This is a genomic window from Vibrio sp. A1-b2, assembly GCF_021726015.1.
Lineage (GTDB): Bacteria > Pseudomonadota > Gammaproteobacteria > Enterobacterales > Vibrionaceae > Vibrio > Vibrio diazotrophicus.
This window is the reverse complement of record NZ_JAKKCI010000007.1, coordinates 149,051-161,968: the sequence shown is the minus strand read 5'-3', so window position 1 is coordinate 161,968 and position 12,918 is coordinate 149,051. Positions and strand designations below refer to the sequence as shown.

The 12,918-nt window shown below is 45.3% G+C and carries 12 protein-coding genes; 7 read left to right on the top strand and 5 right to left on the bottom strand.

What is annotated here, in order from left to right:
- The first annotated feature begins 541 nt into the window (after window positions 1-541).
- The 4 genes from L3V23_RS15665 (at window position 542) to hemN (ending at window position 3,816) form a co-directional block, all read left to right on the top strand.
- Window positions 542-1,195 carry a class I SAM-dependent methyltransferase gene (locus L3V23_RS15665; protein ID WP_042487961.1) on the top strand — a complete coding sequence of 218 codons (654 nt, stop codon included), beginning with the start codon at window positions 542-544 and terminating at the stop codon, window positions 1,193-1,195.
- Window positions 1,195-1,776 (top strand): Der GTPase-activating protein YihI, encoded by a 582-nt coding sequence (gene yihI / locus L3V23_RS15660; protein ID WP_102954585.1) that lies wholly within the window; start codon window positions 1,195-1,197, stop codon window positions 1,774-1,776. Before L3V23_RS15665 ends, yihI begins: the two co-directional genes overlap by 1 nt.
- A 9-nt stretch (window positions 1,777-1,785) precedes the next feature.
- Window positions 1,786-2,274, top strand: a complete 489-nt coding sequence (locus L3V23_RS15655) for a DUF2489 domain-containing protein (RefSeq protein ID WP_042487966.1) — start codon at window positions 1,786-1,788, stop codon at window positions 2,272-2,274.
- Between the two features lie 153 nt (window positions 2,275-2,427).
- Entirely contained in the window at window positions 2,428-3,816 is a 1,389-nt protein-coding gene (gene hemN / locus L3V23_RS15650; RefSeq protein ID WP_102954587.1) for an oxygen-independent coproporphyrinogen III oxidase, read from the top strand.
- Window positions 3,817-3,892: 76 nt separating this feature from the next.
- On the opposite strand, the gene L3V23_RS15645 is transcribed toward hemN, so the two are convergent.
- From L3V23_RS15645 to hemC, 4 genes are read right to left on the bottom strand one after another with little or no spacing between them, the layout of a single operon-like run.
- A complete protein-coding gene (locus L3V23_RS15645; RefSeq protein ID WP_237292485.1) occupies window positions 3,893-5,074 on the bottom strand; it encodes a heme biosynthesis protein HemY in 1,182 nt (393 codons plus the stop codon).
- A complete protein-coding gene (locus L3V23_RS15640) occupies window positions 5,071-6,360 on the bottom strand; it encodes a uroporphyrinogen-III C-methyltransferase (protein ID WP_237292483.1) in 1,290 nt (429 codons plus the stop codon). Before L3V23_RS15640 ends, L3V23_RS15645 begins: the two co-directional genes overlap by 4 nt.
- Window positions 6,361-6,378: 18 nt before the next feature.
- Complete coding sequence (locus tag L3V23_RS15635) at window positions 6,379-7,110, bottom strand: uroporphyrinogen-III synthase (protein WP_237292480.1); 732 nt, start codon at window positions 7,108-7,110, stop codon at window positions 6,379-6,381.
- A 39-nt stretch (window positions 7,111-7,149) separates the two neighbouring features.
- Window positions 7,150-8,088, bottom strand: a complete 939-nt coding sequence (gene hemC, locus L3V23_RS15630) for a hydroxymethylbilane synthase (RefSeq protein WP_042487981.1) — start codon at window positions 8,086-8,088, stop codon at window positions 7,150-7,152.
- Window positions 8,089-8,466: 378 nt separating this feature from the next.
- Here hemC and L3V23_RS15625 point away from each other — a divergent pair, with 378 nt between their 5' ends.
- Entirely contained in the window at window positions 8,467-10,995 is a 2,529-nt protein-coding gene (locus L3V23_RS15625) for a class I adenylate cyclase (protein WP_102966469.1), read from the top strand.
- Between the two features lie 113 nt (window positions 10,996-11,108).
- On the opposite strand, the gene cyaY is transcribed toward L3V23_RS15625, so the two are convergent.
- Window positions 11,109-11,423 carry an iron donor protein CyaY gene (cyaY, locus tag L3V23_RS15620; protein ID WP_042487987.1) on the bottom strand — a complete coding sequence of 105 codons (315 nt, stop codon included), beginning with the start codon at window positions 11,421-11,423 and terminating at the stop codon, window positions 11,109-11,111.
- Here cyaY and L3V23_RS15615 point away from each other — a divergent pair.
- Both L3V23_RS15615 and lysA read left to right on the top strand, forming a co-directional pair.
- Entirely contained in the window at window positions 11,403-11,615 is a 213-nt protein-coding gene (locus L3V23_RS15615) for a lipoprotein (protein WP_171138493.1), read from the top strand. The genes cyaY and L3V23_RS15615 overlap by 21 nt on opposite strands.
- Before the next feature lie 41 nt (window positions 11,616-11,656).
- Complete coding sequence (gene lysA / locus L3V23_RS15610; RefSeq protein ID WP_042487990.1) at window positions 11,657-12,910, top strand: diaminopimelate decarboxylase; 1,254 nt, start codon at window positions 11,657-11,659, stop codon at window positions 12,908-12,910.
- Window positions 12,911-12,918: the final 8 nt, after the last annotated feature.

Genomic DNA, 12,918 nt, shown 5'->3' with positions numbered 1-12,918 from the left:
TAAAAATTAGAGCTAGATCCATTGTTTAAACGCGTCATCGGCGTAAAGTTCCTGTGTTGGCAAGATGCTGACAGAGGAACTCAGACCATGAAGGTCTCCAAGGAGCAGGTAGGGATAGCTTGCATTCCGGTAAGGGACAGACAATAAGTAGGATGCTTATTGGGATAAGGATGGTCACCTCGTCTAAAGGTAAGACAGTGTAAAGGATCGAGCAAAGGACCGCTTTGCTACAGGAAGTAACATTTGCTATAAAAAGTAGCGATATATGCTATAAAAGGTAGCAATAAGAGGGAAGGCCAAAATTCATCAGGATGATGACAAAACACACTTTTTGGCAGGGAAAGCATTAAAAACAAATGGAATATTGGTGTACCGAATCGGTACGACCCACTTTTTGTCACATACGTGGCGACTTAGAAAGCGATAGGTAACCCTATCGCTTTTTTTATTTTTAACTAAATTGTTGAAAAAATGTTCGTCGAGTCTCCACTCTAGCGTCAGTTTCTGGTATGTTTCGCATCCCCCGTTAAAGGATGCCGAAATGCACAACTGCCCTCAATGTCGCTGCCCTTTATGCAATGGCGATAAAACCGATGCATATTTTGAAGATAAACATCGAGAGTATCTTCAATGTCAGACATGTCAGTTGGTATTTGTAAACCCGCAGCACCGTTTAAGTGCTGAGCGTGAAAAAGCGTTTTATGACTTACATGAAAACGATCCAAACGACGCAGGCTATCGTCGCTTTTTATCTCGTGTATGTGATCCTATGCTTGAAAGACTGGCTCCAGATTCGAAAGGGTTAGATTTTGGCTGTGGTCCCGGACCAACACTCTCTTTGATGTTAGAAGAAGCGGGTCACGATGTGGCTTTGTACGATATCTTCTTTCATCCAAATGAACAGGCGCTACAGACAGAATACGATTTTATGACTGCTACAGAGGTGATAGAGCACTTACATCACCCAGATACGGTGTGGCAGCAATGGTTGAATTTGGTTAAACCCGGAGGCTGGATTGGTCTAATGACCAAAATGGTAAAAGACAGAGATGCTTTTGCTAGTTGGCACTATAAGAATGACCTCACACATGTGATCTTCTTTAGTCGCGCCACATTCCAGTTTTTGGCTGAGCGAGATAAGCTCGAACTTGAATTTATAGGCAACGATGTAATTTTGCTGAGGAAACCCCAGTAATGTCTAGAGAAAAGAAAACTAAAACAGGTATTAACGGCGATCTCGTTTTCGCACGTAAACATAACCGTAAGAATGACGAAGTTGAAGGTCGTGAACGCAAGAAAGCGAAGAAACACAAAGGATTGAAAAGCGGTAATCGTCACTCTGAAGGCAAGCAGCAATCAGAAAGAGCGGCAGCGCAAGCTCGTGACCCTCGTCTAGGTAGCAAGAAAAAGATTCCTTTGATTGTTGATACTAAGAAACCAACAAAACAAGAGCGTCGTATTTCGGCTGAGAAAGAGCTGGAAATGCTAGAGAATGATGCTCAACTAAACGTATTGTTGGACCGTATCGACAACGGCGAGAAGCTGGGTGCTGGTCTGCAAAAATACGTGGATGAGAAATTAGACCGTATTGAAATGTTGATGAAGCAGTTGGGCATCTACGAAGAAGAGCTTGATGTTGAAGACGAGCAAGACGAAGACGAGTCACTTTCTGCTAGTAAACAACCTGCACCGAAAGCGACTAAACGTCAGCCAAAATCAGATGATGACTACCTGTCTGATTTCGAAAACCTCGATCTAAACGATTATAAAGGCTAAGGATTTTCAATGAACGTAACCCTATTAGTAATAGTTGGCGCTGCGATCATTGTTGGTCTGGCATCTTATGCTGGCTACCTTCTGCTGCAACTGAAAAAGCAAAAAGTGTTGCAGCAGCAACATCAGTCTCTGGCTATTGAAAAGCGCAATGCGAACATTTTCGAAAGTGTGAATGTATTGTGCATGGCAGGTATTCAGGGACAATGTGACCTTTCTGAGATAAGTATTCGCGTTTACTGCATCATGGATTATGTGCAAGGCGAAGAACGCGTCGATTTCGAAGCTGAATACCCTGCGATCTCTGAGCTGTATCATATCGTTAAAGATATGCCTCGTGGCGAAGCTCGTCAGGGAATGGCGAAACAAGAGCGCATGAAACAAAATCTCACTCGTCAGAAGGCTGAAGGCCGCTTGAATGACGCCATCATTGAAGAGCTGCACGCGTTGAAAAAACGTGTTCAGCCACTGAATAATCAAATTGCCATTCAAATGGTGTGATAAATCGTTCATCTGCTAGTAAGTGATCGAGCTAGCAGATTCGAACATTTTGTCGCTAAATTTAATTTTGCTGCCCGCCGCTTTTCTTGTCGTGTGGCAAAATACACCTATTGATACTAGGTCAAAAGACCCTAAATAACGGAAAGAGTCACTATGTCGTCGCAAGTCGTACCGAGCCAGCAGATCGTTTGGGATCAGGCTGTTTTAGACAAGTACAACTACTCTGGGCCTCGCTACACGTCTTATCCTACTGCGGTAGAGTTTCATGAAGCTTTTACCATTGCAGATTACGATAGGGCATGTGCACAGTACCCAGAGCGACCGCTGTCGCTTTACGTTCATATCCCATTTTGTCACAAGCTTTGCTACTACTGTGGTTGTAACAAAGTAATTACTCGCCATTCGCACAAAGCGGATGAGTATCTGGACATTCTGACTCACGAAATTCAGCAACGCGCTTCATTACTGCAAGGTCGTCGCGTCACTCAGTTGCACTTTGGTGGCGGTACTCCGACTTTCTTGAGCAATAAACAAATAACACGCCTGATGACGCTACTGCGTAGCGAATTCTTCTTTGAAGATGACGCGGAAATCAGTATTGAAGTCGATCCGCGTGAAATTGAATTGAGTGTTCTTGACCACTTGAGAAGTGAAGGCTTTAACCGTCTGAGTATCGGTGTTCAAGATTTCAATAAAGAAGTTCAGGCGCTCGTTAACCGTGAGCAAGACGAAGAGTTCATCGTACAGCTTGTTGAGCGCGCTAAGCAGTTAGGTTTCCGTTCTACCAACCTAGATTTGATTTACGGCTTGCCTAAGCAAACATTAGAGACGTTTAGTCAGACACTCGAAAAAGTTCTGGAGATGAAACCGGGGCGCTTGTCAGTGTTTAACTATGCACACATGCCACAGTTATTTGCTGCTCAGCGTAAAATCAAAGATGCGGATTTGCCGTCAGCCGATGAAAAAATGGCGATTCTGCAGCACTCGATTTCAACCTTAACCGAAGCGGGCTACCAGTTCATCGGTATGGACCATTTCGCATTGCCGGATGATGAACTGGCGATTGCTCAGCGTAATGGTGTTTTGCATCGTAACTTCCAGGGTTATACCACCCAAGGTGAATGTGATTTGGTTGGCTTTGGTGTTTCAGCTATTTCAATGATTGGCGACGCTTACGCGCAGAATCAAAAAGAGCTGAAAAAGTACTACGAGCAAGTGAATGAGATGCGACATGCCTTGTGGAAAGGTGTGAGTTTAGATAGTGATGATTTGCTACGCCGTGAAGTAATTAAGCAGTTGATTTGCAACTTCAAACTGGATAAGCGAACTATTGAGCAGCAGTTTGGTGTTCGATTCCACCAATACTTTAAGCATGATTTAGCGTTGCTTCAGACCTTCATTGATGACCAACTGGTTGTGGTGGATGACCAGTATATTGAAGTTACACTTCGTGGTCGTTTGTTGATTCGCAATATCTGTATGTGTTTTGACAAGTACCTGCGTCAACGTGCTCGTCAGCAGCAATTCTCACGCGTGATTTAGCGAATAGATAAATCGACGAACAGAGAACAAAATAAAAGCCAGCTTAGTTGCTGGCTTTTTGCTTTTTAGAACAGTTTTAGTTTGTTTCTAACAGGCTTAGTGCTTTACGAGTAACATCGTGAGCAGCATGAGTCATGTTCTGATGTTGCAAAGCATCGGCTAAATAAGCGTAATCGGAAACACTAGAACGTAGCGATAAGGCTTTTTCCAGATGTTCCTGTGCCAGCTTCCATTCTTGTTCGCGGAAATAGAGTTGTCCGAGAGCACTATGAGCTTCTGCGTTGCTGTCGTTTTTCTTCACTGCATCTTTCAACATAACAATCGCAGGATAGCGGTCACTAATATTGAGTTCAGGGATCAGAGCATAAAGCTCAGGCGTTGCCTGCTTCTTCAGATTCTCTTTGATTAAGGTGAACGCTTCATTGTCAGCTTTGCGTTTAATCAGTTGTTGAATCAAGGCATTAACTAATACTGGTTCTGCTTTTAGTTTTCGCGCTAAACCGTTCCAGTGTGCAAGCAGGCCTTCTGTACCTTTCTGGCTGGCAATCGATTCTAGAGCGCCGCACTGAGCCGTTAATGTAAGTTTTTCTGCTTCTTGTTCTGTTAGGCGTTTTGCTTTCACTAGTTTAGGCAGAAGTTCGAGCAGAGGAGCCCACTCTTTTTGCTGAAGGTAAGCTTGCTTCAACAAGTTCAAGATGATGGTGTTATTAGGATGCTGATGTTGCAAAGTCGTCAGTGTTTGCGTTGCTTTTTCGTAATCACCATCGCTGATTTGTTGCTTTGCTCTGGTCAGTTCGACGGCTAAGGTCGCATTTTCTTGTTTCGCCGCCATCTCTAGGTATCGGTCGCGTTTTTCGCGGTCACCCATGCCATTTGCCGCTTCAGAAGCGACAAGATAACAGAGCAGAGGCATATCGTGGTGGCTTGCCCAGCGTGTTACTTTTTTCTCTGCCTGTTTCCAGTCACCTTCGAGTAACTTGATGATACCTTGGTTGGTATAACGACGAGAGCGGCGCTGCTTACGGATACTGAACCAGTTCCAGGTTGTGAAGCTCATGTAGAAGAATTTCTTCACAACAAACTCAAGCGCGAACAGCGCAGCCAAAGCGCCGATAACAAAGATAACCAGAGTTGTAACGCTCATCTCAATGGTTTTATTGGCAATTGAGATGAGAACATAACCTTGCTGCCCTGCGTATTGAGTGCCGACGAATAGCCCCGCACCAAGGACAACGAAAAGAAAGATTAAACGAATCATTCTTTGTCCTCCTTAATCACCGACGTCACTTCGCGGCGTAAGCGCTCACTAATCACATCAGACAACTGTTTTTGCGTTTCCAGTTTTACTGGGTAATCAACCTGAACCTTTTGTTCAGCCAGTTTAGCCAGTGTCGATTGGAAGGTTTGTACGGTATTGTCATTTTGGTTAAAGAATGACGTTGACCACTCTTGAGCCGTTTTTAGCGAAGTGGTGTAGATCTCTTGCTGTTCCACATAAACAGACTTAATTGCGGTTTCAAGCTTCGCCTTCATGTTCTCTTTAAGATAGAAATGTTGCTCAGGAGAGAGTAGTGGAATCACATTGCCATCACGGGAGCGGAAAGTGATGAAGTTTTCTGCGAAGTCCTTCAGTGAGGTCATCAAGTTGTCTTGCCAGTTATTGATGTCATCGGAGACGACTTGTTGTGTCTCTTGTGGTGCGTCAGGCAAGATCGCGTTTGCCAGAGGTAAGGCATCGACTTGTTGTTGCAGGCTAATCAGACGAAGAACCAGACCATCACGATCAATTAGAGGAACGGATTTTAGTTTGGTAATGTCATTCGCCATGGCTTTACGCAGTGGCGTTAAACTTGGGTCATTCAGTGAGGCAATACGCTGATCAGCACTTTCCATCAACTGGGTTGCACTTTCCACATCGTGTTCAAGGAACAGCTTACGTCCGGCCAGTTTTACTAAGTAATCTGCTTCTGCCAGCAGCCAATCATTCGGACGACGGCCTTTGACGTCAGCCATGGCTAGCTGCAAGCTTTGAATGCTTTTTTGCTGTTGTTCAAGCACGGTTTCTGCGCGATGAGTAACTTCAGTGGCTTTGGCTTCTGCTTGTTGGGTTACTTCTGCAAGCTGAGTATCAACGGCGCTGCGAGTTTGATTTAACTCGGCACGCAGTGCGGCAATTTGTGCTTCGTACTGCGTTTGTTGCTGCTGCATCTGAATTGCAAGACCACCGCCTAGCAGCGCGGCAAGCACAATGGCAACGGTTGCCAGTTTTGTTCCTTTCTTGCTTTGCTTGTCTAATTTGTTCATTTGCTCAGCATTGGATTTTACGTTGTCTTTTGCTGGCTTAGGCTCTGTTGGTTTGATCTCTGGAGAAGCTTCTTGAGTTGGCGCGGTTTCCGCTTTTGATTGTGCTTCTTTTGAGTCCGTATTTGACGAAGTAGAGTCTGATGAAGTTGAGTCAGACGAAGTCTCAGTTGGAGCAGCAGTAGAAAGTGTTTCTTGGTTTTTTTCCGGTTCTGATTGCGGATTATCTTTTTTACTTGTCATTGCTGAGAGTCCTGTTTGTTATGGCTGGAGAGCGGCCACTAAATCTTGATTCGCTGCACTGCGAGTAACAACGATGTGTTCAAATCCCATTGTTCTTGCATCATTGGCGATACGTTCGCTTGGTACCAAAAGCTTCAACTGATGAGCCCACGACGCCATTGTAGGGTTATCTAGTTGAGACATAAAAAAAGCCAGTTGATGACCGCTGGTAATAATTAGGGTATCAACGTTTTGCTGTTGCCATTGCTTGCAATAAGCACTGGCGTCAAAAGGCAAATCTTTACGTTGATACACTTCTTTGTAGGCCACCAAAGCGCCTCGTTCACTCAGTGTTTCATGTATCAGTTCACGTCCGCCATTTCCGCGCAAAATTATAATTTTCTGCCCAGAGACTGATTGTAGTTCTGCCAGTTCAAGCAGATGCTCACTATCACTGACGTGAGGGTAGTTTACTGATTGTCCGGTAACTTTGCTTAAAAGGTGTGCTGTTTTTTGACCAACGGCAAGGTATCTTGTTGATGTTGCCCAATTTGATTGCTGTTGTCTCAAATATTGGTCACTAAAATCAACAGCGTGCTGACTGACCGCAATGATGGTATCACATTGCTTTATATCGGGAAGAAGGTGAGGCAGGTCGGTACCTGCCTCGATAGTCATGAGAGGATGGTGTAGGGCGGTGAGGCCCACATTTTCGAGTTGTTGGCACAGCTCTATGCCTTGCGCCTCGGGGCGCGTTACCAGTACCGCCATCAGTTACTTAGCCACCATCTATTATTCAGCTGTCAGAGTTTATTCGTGTTCAGCGTAAAGCTTCGTGAGGATCTCTTTGGCACCTTGATCGAGAAGCTGATGGGCAAGCTCAATACCTAAACTTTCGGCATCTTGGCGAGCGCCTCGAATTTCACCGCGTACGATGGTCGTGCCATCTGGTTCTCCGACTAAAGCGCGCAACCAAAGTTCATCACCGTCGAGAAGTGCATAGCTGCCGATTGGCACCTGACAGCCACCTTCCAATGTCAGGTTCATTGCGCGTTCACACTTCACGCGGTCAGCTGTGTCAACGTGGTTAAGCGGTGCCAGCAGTTTTAGCAGACGTTCATCATCCAGACGACACTCAATACCTACAGCGCCTTGTCCAACGGCTGGAAGTGATTGTTCTGGTTCAATAAAGCTGCGGATTCTCTCTTCGAGCTCAAGGCGTTTTAAACCTGCGGCTGCAAGAATGATTGCATCGTATTCACCAGCATCTAGCTTACCTAAGCGCGTTCCGACGTTGCCACGAAGCTCTTTGATGATTAAGTCAGGGCGAGCTTCTTTCAGCTGGCATTGACGACGTAAGCTACAAGTACCAACCACCGCACCTTGTGGTAATTCATCGATAGAAGCGTAAGTGTTTGACACAAAAGCGTCGCGAGGATCTTCTCGTTCGCAGATAGTGACTAAGCCAAGGCCTTCAGGAAACTCGACAGGCACATCTTTCATGGAATGCACAGCTAAATCTGCGCGACCTTCCAGCATGGCAACTTCCAATTCTTTTACGAATAGACCTTTGCCACCCACTTTGGCTAGTGGTGTGTCTAGAATGATGTCGCCTTTCGTTACCATGGTTACCAATTCAACTTCGAGACCCGGATGGGCAGCTTGTAGAGCATCTTTTACATAGTGAGCCTGCCATAAAGCCAGTGGGCTTTGACGAGTAGCGATTCGAATAGGTGTTGTCTGTGTCATGGTAATCCTGATAAAAATATTAGTTTGAAGGCAATTGACCTAGAAGATTTACAGGTTCCTAGTCTACCACTGGAAAAAATAAAGTTTCACTACTAGTTCTTTGTCTTGTGCTTGTGGTGTTTTATTACGAAAAAAGGAGGGGTAAGTGTGACCATTAACACTGTTTAATGATGATTCTATTATTTACTTACGGTGGATAGTTACAACGCTGATTTCATGGGCTTTCAAGCCATCTTGTTCAATAATACTTTAGTGTGACATAGTACTAAGAACGCTTTACCAGTGCTGATTAAAGTGTTAAATTGATCACGTTTTGATGGCGCTTTAGTGTGAAATGCAACCAAAGTGCACATTTTTGTTTCAACCAAGGACCATCCCTTGCAGGCTTACACACATACGTTAATCCAGAGATTAGACAAGTTAAACCGGCAACGCATTCAGCGTGCGCTGGCTCTTATGGATTTGCAAAGTCAGCGAGTATTCCACCTGATCCCCGCGTTATTTCACTACAACCATCCGCTTATTCCCGGCTATTTCAGTAACGAAGTTCCCCATGGCATTCAATGTTTTGAACTTAATGATGTTCAGCAACAGTTTGTTAGTGATGCGGAATTAACACTCAACCAACCTCTGACGACAGCAGAACGCCCAGAAATTTTGGGTCTGTATACCATGGGCAGCACATCGTCTATTGGTCAAAGCACGTCTAGTGATTTGGATATTTGGGTATGTGTTAGCTCGTTGATGGGTTGTGAAGCGCGTGAACGTTTAACCAATAAGTGTTTATTGATCACGGATTGGGCTAAGAGCCAAGGTGTAGAAGCAAACTTCTTCTTGATGGATGAGCAACGATTCCGCTCTAAACAATCAGAAGAGATGACGGGCGAAAACTGTGGCTCGTCACAACATATGCTGTTACTGGATGAGTTTTATCGCTCGGCAGTACGCTTAGCTGGTAAGCGTCTTTTGTGGCAAATTGTGCCGCCAGAGATGGAAGAGTGCTACGACGAATATGTCACTCAGCTGTGTTCAAAATCCTATATCGACTGCTCAGAATGGATCGACTTCGGTCAACTTAACCATATTCCAGCAGAAGAGTACTTTGGTGCGAACTTATGGCAGCTGTATAAGAGTATCGATTCACCGTACAAATCGGTAATGAAGGCGATACTGCTAGAGGCATATTCGTGGGAGTACCCACAAACTCAGTTATTGAGTGTCGACAGCAAGCGTCGTTTCTTTGCTCATGATCCTGACCTCTATAGTATGGACTCATACTATCTGATGCTGGAGAAAGTGACGCGTTATCTGGAACGTATTGGTGACGATACTCGCTTAGACTTGGTGCGCCGCTGTTTCTATCTCAAAACTCATGAAAAGCTGTCTCGTGAACCGGGTGTCGGTTCTGTTGAGTGGCGTCGTGAGGCTCTTGGTGAATTAACTCAACAATGGGGATGGTCACGCTCTGTGATTGAAGAGCTGGATAACCGTCGTCACTGGAAGGTTGAGCAAGTGAAAGTGGTTCACCACTCACTGCTTGACGCATTGATGCTCAGCTACCGTAACCTGATTCAGTTTGCGCGTCGTAATGACATTACGTCGGCAATTAGTCCGCAAGACATTTCGATTTTGGCGCGTAAGTTATACGCGGCATTTGAAGTTCTGCCGGGCAAAGTCACTTTGCTAAACCCACAAATTTCTCCTGACCTGCATGAGCCAGACTTAACCTTTATCGAGGTGAGTAAAGGCCGAACTAACAAAGCAGGCTGGTACCTTTATAAGCAACCAATCGAGGCGCACCGCATCATTGGTCAGCCTTACCTAGAGCACAACGAATACCTCAGTAAGCTCGTCGCTTGGTCATTCTTTAACGGCATGATCACTGAATCGACGCGTTTGCACTCTGTGGTTCGCGGAGCTCATCTGGATATAGATAAGTTCTACCAGATGGTGAGCGATTTGCGGAATACCTTCTCGCTGCGTAAACGTCGCCCAACGATGCAAGCATTGGCGAGTCCGTGTGAAATTAGCCAGTTGGCGATGTTCATCAACTTTGAAAATGACCCTACTGCAGATTTAAGCGGTAAGTCTTTGAAAGTTGACTTGAAGAACGCGGATATTTTCAGCTTTGGTGCAGAACAGAAATGTTTAGTCGGCAGTGTAGATTTGGTGTACCGAAATTCATGGCAAGAAGTGCGTACTCTGCACTTCAAGGGTGAAACCGCCATGATGGATGCCCTGAAAACGGTACTCGGTAAAATGCACCAAGACGCTTTGCCACCAGAATCGGTGGATGTGTTCTGCTACAGCAAGAACTTACGTGGCGTGATGCGTAATCTGGTTTATCAGCTATTGGCTGAATGTATCGATTTACGTTTGAAACCAGTTGAGCAAGAGAAGCGTCGTCGCTTCAAAGCGTTGCGTATTGGCGACCAGATGTACGGTCTGTTCTTTGAACGTCGTGGTGTGTCGGTACAAAAACTCGAGAACTCAGTGGATTTCTACCGCAGCATTTCAACCAACAAGCTAAAAGGCTCGCCGTTGTTGATGCTTGACCGTGATGAAGATTATCAACTGCCTGATGTGGTTGATGGCTTTGCCAGCGAAGGTTTGGTGCAGTTCTTCTTTGAAGATACAGAGAAGGGTTTCAATATTTATGTGTTGGATGAAAACAACCGCGTAGAAGTTTATCACCAGTTTAACGGTGAGAAAGATGAGATGATCGCCAGCGTGAACTCATTCTACACATCAGTTCGTGATGATAACGAATTGGCCTCTCAACTGATCAACTTCAATTTGCCTCAGTATTACCAGATTGTTCATCCGGTAGAAGGCGAAACATACGTTGTGCCTTATCGTAACGACTCATCGCTTTATTCCCGACCATCGAAAGCGGTCAACGGGTAACGGTTGTCATCGTCAGATGAACATAATCAGAATCAAAGTAAAAAAGAGCACCTAGGTGCTCTTTTTTCTCATTGCCCTTTGAAGAGGGAACATTTCGCGTAAGGCGCTGGGTTTTATTCCCAGTCAATCTCTTCGCCAGCGTGTTTTTCACACTCTTGCTTAACCATGCTGATAAGCTCAACACCTGTTTTAGAGCAGATCCATTGTTCGTCTTGCCACTGGAAGTGGAAACCGCCTGATTTAGACGCCAGCCAGATCTCTTTCATCGGCTCTTGGCGGTTGATTATGATTTGGCTGCGGTCGTCAAACTCTAACGTCATCACGTTACCCGTCGTTTCATAATCGATATCGGCACCCGAATCATCAATGGCTTGTTCGATGATTTGCATCTGGCTATCGACTAGTTGATGAAATTCAGTCTCGTTCATCCTATCTGTCCTATTGCTTTTCCTGATTGTGGTGCGATTATAGGGGGCATTGAATCAATAATCACGATATGCAAAATGAAAAAGTCCATTACAGCACTATTTCTTTTGTCTGCACTTGCATTAGCAGGGTGCGGGCAAACAGGGCCACTCTATATGCCAGACGACGCTCAAAACAGTGAGCAGAGCAAATAACGCTCTAATAAATAACGAATGAAAAAATAAGGGAAAGAATTTTGGATTACTTCAATTATCAGGATGATGGCCAGCTTTGGGCGGAAAACGTCGCTTTAACGCAACTTGCGGAGCAGTTTGGCACTCCTTTATACGTGTATTCTCGCGCAACATTAGAACGTCACTGGCATGCGTTTGATAAATCTGTGGCAGATCATCCGCACCTTGTGTGTTATGCGGTGAAAGCAAACTCAAACATTGGTGTTTTGAACACATTAGCCCGTTTAGGCTCTGGCTTCGATATCGTTTCGGGTGGTGAACTTGAACGTGTTATCGCTGCCGGTGGTGATCCGGCTAAAGTGGTGTTCTCTGGTGTGGGTAAAACCGAAGCAGAGATGAAGCGTGCTTTGGAGCTGAAGATTAAATGCTTCAACGTAGAGTCAGAGCCAGAATTGGAACGTTTGAACAAAGTCGCGGGCGAGCTTGGTGTGAAAGCGCCGATTTCACTGCGTATTAACCCTGATGTGGATGCTAAAACTCACCCTTACATTTCGACAGGTTTGCGCGATAACAAATTTGGTATCGCTTTTGACCGCGCACCACACGCTTACCGTCTGGCTCAAAGCTTAGAGAATCTATCGGTATGCGGTATTGACTGTCACATCGGTTCTCAGCTTACAGCGATTGAACCTTTCATTGATGCAACAGATCGTCTGCTGGCGTTAATTGATGAGTTAACCGCTTCTGGCATCAAGATTAAGCACCTTGATGTGGGTGGTGGCTTAGGTGTTATCTATCGCGATGAGTTACCACCGCAGCCTTCTGACTATGCGAAAGCACTGCTTGCTCGTTTGCAGAACCATCAAGACCTTGAGCTGATTTTTGAGCCGGGACGTGCGATTGCGGCTAACGCGGGTGTGTTGTTAACCAAAGTCGAATTCCTGAAACACACTGAACACAAGAACTTCGCCATTATTGATGCGGCAATGAACGATTTGATTCGTCCTGCGCTTTACCAAGCTTGGCAAGACATCATTCCGCTGGTTCCTCGTGAAGGTGAGCCAACAACTTACGATTTAGTTGGCCCAGTTTGTGAAACTGGCGACTTCCTAGGTAAAGACCGTTCTTTGGTATTGGAAGCGGGTGATCTTCTGGCTGTGCGTTCTGCAGGTGCTTATGGCTTTACTATGTCATCAAACTACAACACTCGTGCCCGAGCGGCGGAAGTGATGGTTGATGGCGATAAGGTTCACCTTGTGCGTAAGCGTGAAGAATTAAGTAGCCTATGGGCTCTAGAAAATATTTTGCCGGAGTAAAGTGACCT